Raw genomic sequence first — 17,150 nt, 5'->3', positions numbered from 1 at the left:
CATTTATGTTTGAAAAAAACAATGAAAAGTTAATAAAAAAAATTTGCGCTTATCAAAATATAATTATTGCAAAACATGAAAGTCCTGACTGAGATGCTCAAGGTAGTGCGCTTGCTTTAAAAGAAATTATTTTAGATAATTTTAAAAATAAAAAAGTTTTTGTTGTTGGAGACTCAATTGATCCAGAAACTCTTTTAATAGATGATGAAAAAAATTTAACTAAGGAAATAATTGAATCAGCATTAATGATAACTGTAGATACAGCTAATTTTGAAAGAATAGATTTCAAAAATAAAAACCTAGTGAAAGAAATTTTTAAAATAGATCATCATATTAAAATTGACAATTACGCCAATGAAGAAATCATTGATGAGAATGCAATTGCGTGCACACAAATCCTTTGCAAAATAGCTTATACAAATAAATGAAAAGTTTCTAAAAAAGCTGCACACAATTTATTTTTTGGATTGATAACAGACTCAAACAGATTTTTATTTGATAAAACAAGTATTGAAACTTTTGAAGCTGCAATTTTTTTATATAAGTGTGGAGTTGAAGCAAATCAAATTTATAATAGTTTATATTTAAAAGATTTAAAACTTGCTTCTTGATTAAATAGAGCTTTTAATAAAATTGAGTTTGTAAAAAATTACCCTATTGCATTTATAAAAATAAAAAAAGAAGACTATGAAAACACAAATCTTTCAGAAGAAGAGATTAAGTCTGCTTTATCAACAATGTCAGGAATAAAAGAAATAGCCATTTGATTTATTGCTTATGAATCATTTAAAACTAAAAAAATAAAACTTTCAATTCGATCAAGAGATTATAATATAAGTAAAGTTGCAAACCTTTATCAAGGTGGAGGTCATAAACTTGCAAGTGGTGCTAAATTAGCAAATGAAGAAGAAATAAATAATTTTATTGAAGACTTAAAGAAATTAATTGATAACCAACTATAAAAATAAGGAGAAAAATATGAGTTACAGGATTAATCCTAAAAGCAAACGTGGTTGAATAGAACTAATTACAGGTTGTATGTTCGCTGGGAAAACTGAAGAGTTTATAAGAAGATTGAAAAGATATCAGTATGCAAAACAAACAGTTATTGTCTTTAAACCTGAAATAGATACTAGGTATTCTATTGAAGATGTTGTTTCGCACTCAGGTATAAAAATACCAGCATACTCAATAAAAAATAGCAAAGAAATTTTAGAAATTCTAAACAAGAACAAAAATGTTGATGTAATTGGAGTTGATGAAATACAATTTTTAGATTTGAATATAGTTGATATTTTAAATCAAGTCGCAAACAAAGGTATAATAGTTATAACAAATGGTTTAGATAAAGATTTTAGAAATAACCCATTTCAAAATGTTGATAGATTATTGTATGAAGCAGAATATGTAGACAAGCTTTCTTCTATATGTCATTCGTGTGGGGGTAATGCAAACCGAACTCAACGAATTGTTAATGGTGTTCCTGCAAAAAAAGATGAACCTTTAGTAGCGATATCTGGTAATGATAAATACGAAGCAAGATGTAGGCATTGCTACATAGTTCCAGAGTAGAAAAGAGAATTATTATGAATAAAAAGACAGTTGAAGCTTTAGAGACAATTTTAGTCCGTGTAGAAAAAATTGACCAAGAGTTATTAAAAGAAGATATCATAAAAGATATTAAATTAATGACAGAATTAAATAAAGAGAGATCTAATCTTGAAGACAAAGCTAACAAATATAAAGAATATAAAAATGTGCTTAGAGACTTTGAAGATGCTAAAGAAATATTAGTTAATGAAAAAGACAATGATATGAAAGAACTTGCTAAAATGCAACTTGAAGAAGCGCAAGTTCAAATGGAAAAGTTAGAAGAAGAACTTGATGTTTTACTTTTACCCAAAGACCCAAATGACGATAAAAACGTTATTTTTGAAATAAGAGGAGCTGCTGGTGGAGATGAGGCAAATATTTTTGCTGGTGACTTGTTTAGAATGTATGTTAAATATGCAGAAAAAAACAACTGAAAAATTGAAGTTTTAGATCAATACGAATCTTCTGCAGGGGGTTTTAGTCAAATATCTTTTATGGTTAAAGGCGAAGGGGTATATTCTAAAATGAAGTTTGAATCGGGAAGTCACAGAGTTCAAAGGGTTCCAAAAACTGAATCAAAAGGAAGAATACAAACATCTACTTCAACAGTTGCTGTCTTACCAGAAGTTAGTGATGTTGAGGTTGAAATTAAAAACGCCGATTTAAGAATTGATACTTATAGAGCTAGTGGTGCTGGAGGACAACATATTAACACAACCGATTCAGCAGTTCGTATAACTCATATACCAACAGGAATAGTGTCTTCTTCTCAAGATGGAAGAAGTCAACACGATAATAAAGATAAAGCTATGACAATGTTAAGGGCTAGAATATATGAGAGTATGTTGGAAAAGCAACAATCTGAAGCAGCAAGTTTAAGAAAAAACGCCGTAGGTACTGGGGCTAGAAGTGAAAAAATTAGAACTTACAATTATGCTCAAAACAGAGTTACTGATCATAGAATTAATTTATCATTAAACAAATTAGATCAGTTTATGGAAGGTAACATTGATGAGATAATTACCGAACTAATTAATGATGCTCAAAAACAATTAATAGCAGACCAGATTGAAAATGCAAATTAAAGAATTATATAATTGTGTAAAAAAAGAAATCAAAAAAAATGACTTTTTCGAAATTGTTAGAAGTTTATTCAAAACAACAGCTGTTGATATAGATTTTGATACGAATCTTAGTTCAAAAAATGTTAAAGATTTCTTTTTTATTTTAAAACAATATAAAAAAGGAAAACCATTAGCTTATTTATTAAAAACAAAATATTTTTTTGAAAATGAGTTTTATATAAATAAGAATGTTTTAATCCCAAGAAATGAAACAGAGTTATTAGTTGAAGAATTATTAGAATATAGTTTAAAAAATAAAGTTATATATGATATTTGTTGTGGATCTGGATGTATCGGGATAAGTTTGAAAATTAAAGAGCCAACTATAAATTTAAATTTATGTGATATATCAAAAAAATGTATAAAAGTTGTTAAAAAAAATCTAAAAAAATTTAATTTAAAAGCAAATATATATTGCGCTAATTTTTTAGATCCTGTTTTTAAAAATCCTTTTAAACCAGATTTTATAGTTATAAACCCACCATATATTGAAGAAGGGGATATTAATATTGATATAAAAACTTTAAAACACGAACCTCATTTAGCTTTATTTGCACCTAATAAAGGAATGCATTTTTATGAAACGCTTTTTGAAAATTTAATTAAATTATATTCATTAAATACAAAATTAATTATAATGTGCGAGTTTGGTTTTAATCAAAAAGAACAATTAGAAACAATTTTTAAAAAATACGGAGTAAAATATGAAATAGAATTTAAACAAGATTATTCACATCATTGAAGGTATTTCATTATAAAAAGTAAGGAGTTATATGGACAAACAAATTAAAAAAGACAAAAAAACTTTAATAACAAAATCCTTTATAGCTTGCGGAGTATTTTTGATGATATTTTTACCTTCTGTTACGTTTATTGGAATTTTCTATGCAAATCCAAATTTAAAAATCTATATAGAAAATTTTAATTTTTTAAAAGATTATTTTGGTTCAAAAAGCACACCAAGTCCAATATCAATTGAAATTTGTATGTGAACAGGTTTAGCTTTACTGATTATTTCTTTTGTTCAAATTATTTGCTCAAATCTTGTTTATACAAAAAAAGCTCAAAAACATTTTGCACTTAATCTCTATATTATTTCTATAATATTTTTATTAATAGCTTCTAGTATTTTATTCACAATATCTGCTTACAAGTACTCTTTTTTTTATAATATATATTCATATATTTCTCAAATGAATAAAAGTAATAATGAAATTTTGAACAGAATAATTAACTTTTACAAAAGTAGCTACGATAAAAATCTTAATTACCAATGAAGTGGGGATATTTTCTCTTGATGAGTGTGTTTATTTCAAACAATTATGATAATTATATATTTTTCAATGTTCAATAATAATTTTTCAACTCAGACCGTATCACAAGACGAAGAAGAATCTGTAGTTATTAAAAAGCATTTAGGAGAAAGTAAGATAGGTTTATTAATTAATAAGTTAAGTTTAAACTCGAAAAAAAACATTAGCATTCTGCTAATAGTAAGTTCACTTATTATTTTTATAACTCAATTTGCTTATGTAATAAAGCTTTCTTCAACTAGTTCGTCTTTATATTCTATTTTAGAGTGAACCTTTATAGCACCTGGATTATTAAAAAATGAAGCTCCTGATTTTTATAATATTGCAAACAATTTAAATCTTTCTTATTTTGTAATAGCTCACTTACCGATTGTTGTTTCTTCTTTTTTGCTAGCTACAATATGTATTTTCACAATAATCTATGTAAAAAGAATTGAAACTTCAAAATTATTTTTTATAACTCAATTTGTAAGTATGTTTATCGAAATAATGGTTGTAATTGCAATAAACTCTTATTCAATTTATCAAGTTAATAAATTAGTTGATTTTTGAAATCAAAATAATTTAGTTGATTATATAAAAGATCATATTGATAAACTTCCATTTTTAAATTCATTGTTTATTAATGAAAAATTAACATATCCATGACTTTATGGTAATCAATATGTTTCTCAAATAATCATCTCAGTTTTTGCAACTTTAGTAATACATACTGTATTGGCATCTAAAATGATTGATATTGTCAAAAAAGAAAACAACAACATAGTTAATATATCAAAAAATCCTATCTAAAGGATTTTTTTAACTTCATCAAAAATAGTCTTATGATATAATCAATAAAATACATGAGGTGCTTAATGTTATTAAACAAAAAACAAATTAATTTAGCAGTTGATATGCTAAATAATAACGAAATAATAATTTTACCAACAGATACAATTTATGGATTAAGTGCTATTATTAACAAAAAAAACCAAAATAATATAAATAAAATTAAAAAGTGCAATGAAGAAAAACCTTTAATAATTCTTGTTGCAAATTTTAAGCAAGCAAAAGAATTTATAGATTTAAATAAAGATGTAAAAAAAATATTAAAATGCAAAGAACCAACAACCGTTATATATAAAAAAAACACATCTAATTTAACTTATGCAATAAGACTTGTCAAAAGAAAAGATCTAAAAAAAATTATTAAAAAGACAGGACCCATTTTTTCTACAAGTGTAAATATAACAGGAGAAAAATTTATTAATAATAAAAAAGATTTAGAAGCTTTTTTAGGGATTAAATATTGTTTTTTCACTGAAAAAAGTGCGGAAAAACCCTCAAAAATCATTGATTTATTGGGAAATTCCATAAAAAGATAGTCATATATAATACCAAACTTAATATACCATTGCAACAATTTATAGAAAAAAATTGTATTTTTTGTGTTATAATTAACTTGTTAAAAAGGAGGTATACCTATGTACGTAAATCCATTTGAAAGAATGAGAAAAAAAAGAGAAGATGAAGAAAAAGCAAAATTAGAAGCTGAAAAAGAACGTGAAAAGTATGCCAGATTAGGAGCTCAAATGGGGTTAACACAAGAAAAAGGTGTAGTCCCATCTTTTATAAAAAATTTAATTGGCGAACAAAACAACCAAAACAACCCCCCTTTTGGTATGGGGATAAGTCAAGATGTTTCGGTCGAGCCAATCAATACTAATAAATCTTATAGTAATAATAACACTTCGAACATGGTTTCTCCTTTTGGTAAAAACTCCTTTGAGGGTTTAAATACCGAATTTACTCAAACTTATCAAAATTTAGATAATTATAACTCTAAACAATTTGAATCTACTTTGAGTCAAGATTGTAGTTTTAATCAACAACCAAACTTCATGGAACAACCAAAATTTAATCAACAACCAAACTTCATGGAACAACCAAACTTAGGGAATGAATTCAGTTTTAAAGATATAGCAAAAAACTTTGAAAATACAGAAGAAACTAAAAAATCAACAGATATAAAAACTTCTAAAACAATATTAGATGATATTAATAGAAGCGAAAAAAATAAAAAAGAGCTTAAAGAAGTTGATGAAATAATACAAATTAAACATAAATCTTTATTAGTGAATGAACTACTAATAAACATTAATGATAACAAATTAAAAAAACAATTCTATAGTGTAATTTCAAGCAAAAAAAATAAAGATTTTTTATTAAGTGAAATTGTAAACGAAATTGATTTAGATAAAGTTTTTGAGATTGATATGGAAGAGATATATCTATATAGTTCTCCGTTCTTGTTCTTACTTAAACAAATAATTTGTGGTTTACCAAATATAGATCTTGAAGATAAAAGAATATTATGAGAAAAAACATCATTATTCTTAGTTGCTACTGAATATGCAAAAACCGACTCTGAAGTTGATGAAATTATTGAAGAGATGGATATATTTGACCCATTAGGTTCAATTAAAGAAGAATTTAATCAGGTTTTAAAAAGTTATAGCCTTATAGATAAATCCTTTTTTATTGCTTTAAATAGTTTTGAAAAAATATCACAAGAACAAATTTTTGAAACTTTAACCTTTTTACATAAATTATTTAGAAAAGTTAGCTCATTGAAATTTATATTTAGTTTAAATAAAGACTTTTTAATAGAATTGCAAGAAAATAATAAAATTCATAAACTTAATAGCTTGATAGATTATAGAGTTTATCAAAGTACAAAGCAAAAAGAACTTATTGAAGGTAATGATTTAGAAGAAATTTATGAAAATCAAAATGTAGAAAAAGAAAAAAATGACGATTTATTGTTATTTCCAACAGAGCAAAAAGATTTTTTTCAAGAAAAAAACAATCTCAATAAAGACCCAAGCGGTCTAGAACAAATCATACCAAATTCTAATTGAGCAGAAGCAAACTCAAATTTAGAAATAAATCAACAAAATATAAACAACACAATAGCTTCGCCTTTAGGGTCAATGAATCCTAAAATTAATCAAGAATTCTTGAGTCAAAGTTCTCAAGTAAGCTCCCCACCTGGGGGGTTACAGAATTTTTCAAATTCTTTTTACAATAGTTATAATGATAAATTCAACTTTGGTTTTCCAACAAACTTGCAAATTGAAGAGCCTACTGAAGAACACGATTCAGGAATTGATAAAAGTATTCGAATTAGAGTTGATTTAAACTTAAAAAGAAAAGAACAAGAAATAAAAGAAAGAGAAAAATTAGAAGAGATTGAAAGATTGGAAAGACAAGGTGGAAGAGTTGGGTTTAACCCTGCAATTCTAGCTGAAAACAATAATGAAGATCACAACTTTAAACAAAGTTATAGAAATGACTTAAATATTAATAGACCGGGATTAATTGCAAACCCTGCAGTTAATGATCCAAGGAGTTATGATGAAGTTCAAAATAGACTTCAAAACATGGCATCAACTTTTGCATCAAGACCAAGTATCGATGTAAACGATAAAAATTATGCACCAGGGCATAAAAAAGACGAAAACTTTTTAAAAGTAACTGGTGATTGAAGCAAATTAAATAAATAGGAGGAACCAAATATGTTTTTATTACTAATAATACTTGCATGGTCATCAGTTATGGTTGGCGCAACATTCTTATTAAGTTTTGGAGTGCTATCACTACTAATAAAGCTATGATCATCAAGTGATTTCATGGTAAAACTTTTTAACTTTTTTTCAAACCAACCTTATGGTTTGCCATTCTTTACATCAGGAAAATCTTCAATAACTTTAAACAATGTTCTAAGTGGAAGTATTTCAAACACAGTTGTAATAGTTATAGCGGCTGTAATGATTGCAGTAGCATTATTGCTATACACCATTTCAATAGTGGAGCTTGTAAGAGCTAAAAAACGTCAAAAAATTTCAAAACCTTATGTTAAAGCTTTAATTGTTTTACTTCCAATTTTAGGAGTACTATATGGACAAGTTATAATATTAATTTTCTCAGCAACATTAATATTAGCTTGAATATTATTAGAAGCTGTTTTATTCGATTCTGAAGCATTAAATAACTATGCTGAGGAAAGAAACCTGATTTCAATTTACAAAGAAGAAAGAAAATTTGAAAGAGAGGTAAGCAAAGAGGGAAAGTCAATTGGCAACGTAGATTTGGTCGTGCAAAACCAGTTAAAAAAGGTGCACCAGGTCCAAAATGAGAAAGTAAAAATAACTGATAATTCTGCGTTGCCAAACCCTAGCTCAAGTGAGATAGAACATATTAATAAATCAACAAAATTAATTAAAAAATATAATTTTTGAAAAGCAAATAAAGATAAAATTAATTTTGAAAAATCTGAGCTATTAAGAAGATCAGAATATTTAGAACCAAAACAAAAAAGTGATTTAGAAAAATATTTAAACAAAAAAATTAACGATGTTAATGAGGTAGCTGCAAAACTAAATCTACCAGAAGAATATAAACTTAGTTATTTTTCATGAAATGACATTGATGGAGTTGAAGTAATTCTAGAAGAAGAATTTAACGATATCGAAGAAAATGAAGAAACATTGAAAACAAACTTTAAGTCAAGCCCAATTGATGAAGCTACATCTGCTTTTGATGGAGACCTATCATCTGCTTTTGATGAAAATATTGAAAATCTTCATGAAAGATATAGCGGTAATAATAAACCAGGTGTTCCCCAAGAACTAAGCGAAAAACTCACAAATGAACAATTACCAAACTTAATAACAAAACAATATGAGAATCAAATTAAAGAATACATGGCTTATGCAATAAACATTGATTTTAACGATTTAAAAATAAGTGAACAAAAAGCTGATGCCGATAAAGAATTAGTTTATACTGATAAAAACTTTATTGAAAAAGATATGTTACAAGAAGTAGCTGCTAAAAAACAAAAAAAAGAACAAGAAAAGTCAACAGGAACAGGAACAATATCTGCTCCACCAATTTTACTAGAAGCAGTAGAAACTTATGAACAATCTTCAAAATTAGAAGAGCAAAAATTTGAGCTGCCTCAAACTAAAATTGAAGCTAACTTAAATAAAGATTATAAAGAAGGATTAGAAAAGTATATTGGTCATTCTGTAAATTATGAGTTAAATGATTTAATTCTTTCTGATAATCAAATTGACAGCACTTCAATTGAAGAAGTTTTAAATGATAAAAACTTTGTAGTTGAAAACAAATTACCCGAGGTTGCTGCTAAAAAACAAAAACAAGCTGAAAATTTAGCAAAAATAGCAGAACAAAACGGAACAACTTTAGGAACAATATCTGCTCCACCAAAATTTATAGATTTAGATAGTGAAAAAAGTATATTTGATACTGATCAACAAACCAAATTTGGTGAGGATAGACAAGCAATCTCAACTTACGAAGAAAGTCTTTCAGATTATCAAGAAAACGCGATTAATAATTCTTTAACACAACTTGATAGTGTTGAAAATGTTATTGATACTCCACTTGAAGAAGTTTTAAATGATAAAAACTTTGTAGTTGAAAACAAATTACCCGAGGTTGCTGCTAAAAAACAAAAACAAGCTGAAAATTTAGCAAAAATAGCAGAACAAAACGGAACAACTTTAGGAACAATATCTGCTCCACCAAAATTTATAGATTTAGATAGTGAAGAAAATGTATTTGATATTAATCAACTAAAAGAAACTAATGATGACAAAATATCAGCTTCAATTTATGAAGAAAATGAAATCAATAGCATAACAGAATTAAAAAACAATGATAATACTATCAATGAATTAGACAAGCTGGATCTAGAAAATCAAAATGTACTTAACCATAAAAATGACGATACTTTTGAAAGTTTCACAGCTCCAAAACGCGTTTTTGAAAACAATGATGGATATAAAGAAAGTTTAAGTGAATTTGAAAACGATTCAAATATAAGTAAAAATTATGAAGATATAAATAATTGAAACTTAAACGAGATAGATGAAAAAGTAAACGCGTTAGAGGTTTTTAGTGGCAATGAACAATTAAGCCCAATTAAAAACTTTAAAAATAATTATAATGACGATTATGAAGAAGTTTCATTAATACACGAAAGCATTGAAAAATCAACAAACATAAGATCAACAATAGTTGATAATTCTATGGTTATGGATTTAGAAAAAAGAATGGAAAAACTAGAATCAGTTATTAATTCTTTAAATAATAATGATGGAATAAATGCATTAAAAACTCAATTTGATCAAATAACTAAACAACTTGATAAAATTAGTAATGCTGTTGGTAATATGAAACAAACTAATCCAAGATCAATTATCGATACTTTAACAAAAAGACATACATATAATCAAAAATAATGGTTTAATCCATTATTTTTTTATATTATATATCTATGAAAACAATAGCACTAAACGAAATAAGTAAATATGTGAAATGAGATTATGTAAAACAAAAATTCTTGGTTATTAAAGAAATAGAGCCAAAAAACATCTATTTACAAAAATTATTAAAAAACTTAAGAAATGGAGAAATTAACATGCTTAATACGTATGATATTTTACTAGAAACTTTTCCCTATGTAGAAAAACTTAATCAAGAAATAATAAATAATGCAATAAGCATGCAAGAATGTGTTAAAAAAAGAGTTTATAAAAGTATTTACAATAAACAAAACAAAACATTAAAACTTGAAGAAACCAAGTGCACTAATAAAAATCATATTAATATCACAAAAAGATTTATTACTGAACTTAATAATATGATATATAAATTTGATGTAAAAGAAATTTTTGCAAATCGAGTCTTTTTAAATAGAGACTTTAATAAACCCTTTATTGGAAAAGTAGATATTTTAATGAAAACAAATAGTGATTATATCCAAGTAGAGTTAAAAACAAGCAAAACTAATTATTTAGAAAAAAATAATGCAAATTTATACTTAAATAAAATTTTAATCGAAACATCTAGAGAAATTAAAATGAGAAACTTGTTTATTTTAAATGTTAGAGAAAATCAGGTATTTCAAGAGTATGAAAAACCTAAAAAATCTCTGGAAAATCTAATTTTAGCAAAAATTTTTTAATTTTACTAATTTGATTATCTTTTTTATATTTTTCATAGTAATATATTCTTGCAACTAAACAGCATGAATTTAGGGGTAATTCAAATACTTAGTATCGATAGTAATTAAAAAAATAATTCAAGATATATTATAATAACAATTTAAATACTCAATTTACACCCATCTTCTTCCAATTCGGTTTGTCAGAATTAAAAAAGGACATTTTATATATGTGCTTTTTTAATATCTTTATAGACTAAGCTGTTATTAGTTGTTATAAAAGTGATTAAAAATGCTATAGATTTAATATCACAATTTTAGTTAAGAAAGGAAACGCTACAATGGCAAAACAAAAAAATAGTTATTATGCTGACTCTGTTTCACCTTTAGAATATGCTTTAAACGGTTTTAAAGGAAAAATGCGATCAGTTAATTGAAATGTAATCAATGACGAAAAAGATTTAGAAGTATGAAACAGAATTACTCAAAATTTCTGATTACCAGAAAAAATCCCTGTTTCAAATGACCTTAAATCTTGATCAGAATTAACTCCAGAATGACAACAATTAATAACAAGAACTTTTACAGGTTTGACATTATTGGATACCATTCAAGCAACAATCGGAGATGTTGCTCAAATTGATTATTCTTTAACTGACCATGAACAAGTAATTTATTCAAATTTTGCCTTTATGGTAGCGGTCCACGCTAGAAGTTATGGAACTATATTTTCAACTTTGTGTTCTAGTGATCAAATCGAAGAAGCGCATGAATGAGTAATAAATTGTAAGTCTTTGCAAGAAAGAGCAAAGGAATTAATACCTTACTATACTGGGAACGACCCATTAAAATCAAAAGTTGCAGCTGCTTTAATGCCAGGGTTTTTATTGTACGGAGGGTTTTATTTACCATTTTATCTATCTTCTAGAAGTAAATTACCAAATACTTCTGACATTATTAGACTAATCCTTAGAGATAAAGTTATTCACAACTACTACAGCGGGTATAAATTCCAAAGAAAAATTGAAAATTTTAGCGAAGAGAAAAAAGCTGAAATGAAAGATTTTGTTTTTGAATTACTATACAAATTAATTGATTTAGAAAAAGCCTATTTGTATGAACTATATGATGGATTTGGACTTGCAGAAGATGCTATTAGATTTAGCGTTTATAATGCAGGTAAATTCTTACAAAATTTAGGTTATGAATCACCTTTTACTGAAGAAGAAACAAGAATTGAACCAGAAATATTTACACAATTATCAGCTAGAGCAGATGAAAATCATGACTTTTTCTCAGGAAACGGTTCATCATATGTTATGGGTGTTACAGAAGAAACACTTGACGAAGATTGAGAATTTGAATAATGCACGATGATGTAATTAGAGTTACAAGTGATAATGTTGTAAAGCCAAAAGGAGAAATAATGATAGTGTATTTCTCTTCTATTTCAAATAACACACACAGATTTATGCAAAAGCTAAATCTTCCTAATTTAAGAATCCCTTATTACGAAGATGAAAAACTTGAAGTAAATCAAGACTATGTATTAATTACACCAACATACGCGGGCGGAGGAAATATTACAGCAGGTGCCGTTCCTAAACAAGTAATAAAGTTTTTAAATGATAAAACTAATAGAAGTTTTTGTAGGGGAGTTATTGCTTCAGGAAACACAAACTTTGGTGATACTTATGCAATTGCAGGACCAATAATTTCAAAAAAATTACAAGTTCCGTTATTGTATCAGTTTGAATTGTTAGGTACAGAACACGATTTAATTGAAATCAAAAATATACTAATAAATTTTTGAAAAGAATAGGAGAACTTATGGAAACAAAAGACAAAGTATTAACTTTATCAGGAACAAAAGAATCTGATGAGTATATAACACTTAATGCTAGAGCAAAATTATTTTCTGTAAAGGGAGAAGATAATTTTAAATTAGATATTGATGCTGCTAAATCATATTTAAAAAACCATATTGAACCAAACACAATGAAATTTAATTCAACAAAGGAAAGAATTAAGTATCTTGTAGAAAATAATTATTATGAAAAAGAAGTGATTGAAAAATATACAATTGAACAAATTGATCAACTTACTAAAGAAGCATATGGTTTTAAAAGAGAGTTTCCAAGTTTTATGGGGGCATTAAAATTTTATAATGCTTATGGGCTAAAAACTTTTGATGGTAAACAATACCTAGAAAACTATGAAGATCGAGTTATTATGAACGCTCTTTTCTTAGGGAATGGAAACTTTGATAATGCTCAAGCAATAATGAAACAAATTATGTTAGGAAGATTTCAACCAGCTACTCCAACATTTTTAAATGCAGGAAAACAACAACGTGGAGAATATGTATCATGTTATTTGTTAAGAGTAGAAGACAATATGGAATCAATTGGTAGAGCAGTAACTACTTCATTACAACTTTCAAAAAGAGGTGGTGGAGTTGCTTTATGTTTAACTAACCTAAGAGAGTATGGAGCACCAATTAAAAAAATAGCAAACCAAGCAACAGGGGTTATACCTGTTATGAAAATATTAGAAGACTCATTTTCATATGCTAATCAATTAGGCCAAAGACAAGGTGCAGGAGCAGTTTATTTACATGCTCATCACCCAGATATTATGAGTTTCTTAGATACAAAAAGAGAAAATGCTGATGAAAAAATTAGAATTAAATCACTATCTTTAGGAGTTGTTATTCCAGATATTACTTTTGAGTTAGCTAAGAAAAATGAAGAAATGGCTTTATTTAGTCCTTATGATGTTGAAAAAGTTTATAAAAAACCAATGTCTGATATTTCAATAACACAAGAATATTACAATATGTTAGAAAATCCAGAAATTAAAAAAACTTTTATAAACGCTAGAAAACTATTTCAAACTATTGCAGAATTACATTTTGAAAGTGGTTATCCTTACATTTTATTTGACGATACTGTTAACAACAGAAATGCTCATGCAAATCAAGGAAGAATTGTTATGAGTAATCTATGTAGTGAAATTGTTCAAGTTAGCACACCAAGTGAATTTACTGAAGACTTAGGATTTAGTAAATTAGGAGAAGATATTTGTTGTAACTTAGGTAGTTTAAATATTGCAAAAACTATGGAAAGTGGACAAGAATTTTCTGATGTAATTTTTAGATCAATATGTGCATTAGATTATGTTTCAAGAGCAAGTAATTTATCAAGTGCACCTTCAATTAAAAAAGGTAATGAAAACAACCATGCGGTTGGTCTTGGGGCGATGAATTTACACGGATTTTTAGCAACAAACCACATTTATTACAATTCAAAAGAAGCAGTTGATTTTACTAATATCTTTTTCTATACAATGGCTTTTCATGCATTTAAAGCATCAAATCGTTTAGCAAAAGAGTATGGTCCTTTTAAATCATTTAAAACATCTGCTTTTGCTGATGGAAGTTATTTTGAAAAATATACAAATTGTGAAGAAGAAAAATGAACTCCAGAATCAGTAACAGTAAAAGAATTATTTAAAAAATATAATGTAACAATACCAACAAGACAAGATTGAATTGACTTAGTAGAAGATATTAAAGTTAATGGAATAGCAAACTCTCACCTAATGGCTGTTGCTCCAACTGGATCAATTAGTTATTTATCTTCATGTACACCAAGTTTACAACCAGTTGTGGCACCTGTCGAAACAAGAAAAGAAGGTAAATTAGGAAGAATATATGTTCCTGCATATAATATTAATTTTGAAAATATGGCATATTATGCATTAGGTGCATATGAAGTTGGTCCAAACCCAATTATCGATATATGTGCAGCAGCTCAACAACACGTAGATCAAGCAATATCACTTACTTTATTTATGACAGATACAGCAACAACACGTGACTTAAACAAAGCTTATATTAAAGCGTTTAAACAAGGTTGTGCTTCAATCTATTATGTAAGAGTAAGACAAGAAGTTTTAGAAGACAGCGAAAACTACGAGTGTGATGCTTGTGTTGTATAAAAAATCTCTTTAAGAGATTTTTTTATATAATTAGAATAATAAAGGTGAACTTATGATTATAAAAAAAGAGCCAAAAATTAGAGATGGATACTCAAAAAATCTTGCAATATTTTTAATAATTTTACTGGTTAATAATATTTTTTTATTAATATTTGGAATTATTTTGCTAGCTACTATGGATTTTTCTTTGCCACCAGAAACAAATATTTTTGATTTCACTTTTATAAACATATGCATCTTACTTATGATATTCAACGCTCCTTATTTATTAACAATATTAAAAGAAGGCGAATATGAAAAGTTTTCAATTTATTTATGCGTAATTATATTCATTTATAGTCTATACATAACAATAACTCAAATTGTATTAGTAATAAATATTTTAATTTACAAAAACCCAAAACTACATAAAGCGCTCTGTTATTTATCTATAACTTACATTTTGATAATGAGTAATATAATTGTACCAATAGTTATTTTTACTCATAAATTTGTAATAAAAGTTTTAAACAAAGATGATGTAGAGCAATTAATTTTTATTAATAACAATCAGAATACAAAGAATTAAACTTAAAAAAATTTTATTAATTTTACAAGTTATAATTAATAGTATAATGATTGATACTTTTAGAGTTAATTATTTATCAAGATTTGCTCTTGATAATGTTTTAAAAAATTGTTAAACTTTACACATATTATAGCAAGGAGAAAATATGACAAAAGACGAATTAAAAGAAAAGTTAGCATCAGTTGATACTAAATATTCAGATAAAGAAAAAGAAATTTCTAAACAAAAAGAAAAAATTAAAGGGGCAAAATTGCAACTTAAAAACTTAATAAGTGAATTAAAAATTATAAAAGGGGAAAGAAAAATAGTTAAATCAAACTATAAAAACTCTAATATATAGAATCAAAAACAAACTGTTTAAACAGTTTGTTTTTTTTGTAAAAAAGCACTTATAAAAGTGTTTTAAAACATTAATATATTTGGATACTTTATCTTTAAATCGGTTTTTAATTTATCATAACCAGATTGTTTTAACTCTTTATTATAATCTTTGGTTGCTGATTTTTTAATTTTGTTTTTATTAGCTGCAGCAAACATAAATGCCCCAACCACAATTAAGCATAAAACACCAGCTACAATTTTGTAACCCAAACCGATATCTTCTTTATTAGTTAAATAGTTAATATCTGCTTTTGTATATACTAGTTCTTTTGTTGATTTGATTAATTCTTTTTTTGTTGATTCTAGTCTAAAAGCATCACTTAAAAATGCTCCTAAATAATATAATTCATATGCGCTCAATCCATAAAATACTTTATCTTCAATATAAACTTCTTCTTTGACTTGCGGTCTATATTCAGGATTAATTTTTACAGCAGGAATAACTTTTTTTGGTTCAATTATTTCAGGTTTTGGTTTTGGAATTTGAATATAAGTTATATTTTGCTCAACCTTTGGCGCTTCTTCTTTAGGCATAGTCACAACAATAGGATCAACTTTTTTTGGAACTTCAACTTTTTGTCTAACATCAATAACTGGCTTTTCTCCTGGTGTATTAATTGTTGGTTTAGGAGTTCTTTTTAGACTTATATTTAAATTTTCTCGACTTGGTTTTTCTTTTTTATCAAAACCAAGTTTTCTACCTGTAGCGCTTCAAGAGTTATCAATTAAATCTTCAATATTTGACTGTTTTTTTTCTCCTTGATAAACTGGTTTTACTTCTTTTGGCTTTATTTGTTTTTTTACAAATGTTAAAACAAAATTAGTTTCTCTATCACTATTGTTTTTTGTTTGTCCTTGAATTGTTAAATTATCTTCAAAATAAAGTTGCAAAATGACATGCTTAATAGTTGGATTAGAAAGTAAATTTGTAGGCATATCATTATAAAGTTGTTGAACACTAATGGTTCTTGCTTTTTGAATTATATCTAGTAGTTGAACTTTAGCCGCTTGAAATTGAATATGATTTTTATCATTTGTAAAATTTATTCCTCCTGTTTTTGTTATATTTCTTGATTTTAATGCGTTATCTCGACAATAATCAGCTCAATCTAGAAATTCTCTTGAATTTGATTCACCTCAAACCATAACAT

Annotated in this window: 15 protein-coding genes; 14 read left to right on the top strand and 1 reads right to left on the bottom strand. The window is 26.4% G+C overall.

Annotated elements, in window-relative coordinates; all coding sequences use genetic code 4:
- Positions 1–5: 5 nt before the first annotated feature.
- The 14 genes from SGLAD_RS05075 to SGLAD_RS05010 all read left to right on the top strand — a co-directional run bounded on the left by SGLAD_RS05075 (position 6) and on the right by SGLAD_RS05010 (position 15,958).
- Positions 6–962, top strand: a complete 957-nt coding sequence (locus tag SGLAD_RS05075; RefSeq protein ID WP_134298313.1) for a DHH family phosphoesterase — start codon at positions 6–8, stop codon at positions 960–962.
- Between the two features lie 16 nt (positions 963–978).
- The gene (locus SGLAD_RS05070; protein ID WP_134298311.1) at positions 979–1,572 is read left to right on the top strand and encodes a thymidine kinase; all 594 of its coding nucleotides are present in this window, start codon (positions 979–981) and stop codon (positions 1,570–1,572) included.
- 14 nt (positions 1,573–1,586) lie between these two features.
- A complete protein-coding gene (gene prfA / locus SGLAD_RS05065; protein WP_134298309.1) occupies positions 1,587–2,678 on the top strand; it encodes a peptide chain release factor 1 in 1,092 nt (363 codons plus the stop codon).
- Entirely contained in the window at positions 2,668–3,507 is an 840-nt protein-coding gene (gene prmC, locus SGLAD_RS05060; RefSeq protein WP_243831629.1) for a peptide chain release factor N(5)-glutamine methyltransferase, read from the top strand. The genes prfA and prmC overlap by 11 nt, the downstream gene beginning before the upstream one ends.
- The gene (locus tag SGLAD_RS05055) at positions 3,491–4,822 is read left to right on the top strand and encodes a hypothetical protein (protein WP_134298306.1); all 1,332 of its coding nucleotides are present in this window, start codon (positions 3,491–3,493) and stop codon (positions 4,820–4,822) included. The genes prmC and SGLAD_RS05055 overlap by 17 nt, the downstream gene beginning before the upstream one ends.
- A gap of 65 nt (positions 4,823–4,887) precedes the next feature.
- Positions 4,888–5,397: an L-threonylcarbamoyladenylate synthase gene (locus tag SGLAD_RS05050; protein ID WP_166739182.1), complete on the top strand. Its 510-nt coding sequence runs from the start codon at positions 4,888–4,890 to the stop codon at positions 5,395–5,397.
- 99 nt (positions 5,398–5,496) lie between these two features.
- Complete coding sequence (locus SGLAD_RS05045) at positions 5,497–7,578, top strand: hypothetical protein (protein ID WP_134298302.1); 2,082 nt, start codon at positions 5,497–5,499, stop codon at positions 7,576–7,578.
- A gap of 12 nt (positions 7,579–7,590) precedes the next feature.
- A complete protein-coding gene (locus SGLAD_RS05040; RefSeq protein WP_134298300.1) occupies positions 7,591–10,344 on the top strand; it encodes an energy-coupling factor transporter transmembrane component T family protein in 2,754 nt (917 codons plus the stop codon).
- Positions 10,345–10,379: 35 nt separating this feature from the next.
- Positions 10,380–11,069, top strand: a complete 690-nt coding sequence (locus tag SGLAD_RS05035) for a hypothetical protein (RefSeq protein WP_134298298.1) — start codon at positions 10,380–10,382, stop codon at positions 11,067–11,069.
- Between the two features lie 320 nt (positions 11,070–11,389).
- On the top strand, positions 11,390–12,415 hold the full coding sequence (gene nrdF / locus SGLAD_RS05030) for a class 1b ribonucleoside-diphosphate reductase subunit beta (RefSeq protein ID WP_134298296.1): 1,026 nt from the start codon (positions 11,390–11,392) through the stop codon (positions 12,413–12,415).
- Positions 12,415–12,870 carry a class Ib ribonucleoside-diphosphate reductase assembly flavoprotein NrdI gene (gene nrdI, locus SGLAD_RS05025; RefSeq protein ID WP_134298294.1) on the top strand — a complete coding sequence of 152 codons (456 nt, stop codon included), beginning with the start codon at positions 12,415–12,417 and terminating at the stop codon, positions 12,868–12,870. Before nrdF ends, nrdI begins: the two co-directional genes overlap by 1 nt.
- An 8-nt stretch (positions 12,871–12,878) precedes the next feature.
- A complete protein-coding gene (gene nrdE / locus SGLAD_RS05020) occupies positions 12,879–15,050 on the top strand; it encodes a class 1b ribonucleoside-diphosphate reductase subunit alpha (protein ID WP_134298292.1) in 2,172 nt (723 codons plus the stop codon).
- Between the two features lie 52 nt (positions 15,051–15,102).
- Positions 15,103–15,618: a hypothetical protein gene (locus SGLAD_RS05015; protein ID WP_134298290.1), complete on the top strand. Its 516-nt coding sequence runs from the start codon at positions 15,103–15,105 to the stop codon at positions 15,616–15,618.
- A 145-nt stretch (positions 15,619–15,763) separates the two neighbouring features.
- A complete protein-coding gene (locus tag SGLAD_RS05010) occupies positions 15,764–15,958 on the top strand; it encodes a hypothetical protein (protein WP_134298288.1) in 195 nt (64 codons plus the stop codon).
- A 62-nt stretch (positions 15,959–16,020) separates the two neighbouring features.
- Here SGLAD_RS05010 and SGLAD_RS05005 read toward each other — a convergent pair whose 3' ends face one another.
- Complete coding sequence (locus SGLAD_RS05005; protein WP_134298286.1) at positions 16,021–17,145, bottom strand: hypothetical protein; 1,125 nt, start codon at positions 17,143–17,145, stop codon at positions 16,021–16,023.
- Positions 17,146–17,150: the final 5 nt, after the last annotated feature.

Origin of the sequence: Spiroplasma gladiatoris (assembly GCF_004379335.1) — a bacterium.
Classification (GTDB): Bacteria; Bacillota_I; Bacilli_A; order Mycoplasmatales; family Mycoplasmataceae; genus Spiroplasma_A; species Spiroplasma_A gladiatoris.
The sequence above is the reverse complement of the archived record's forward strand: the minus strand, read 5'-3'. Positions and strand labels throughout refer to the sequence as shown.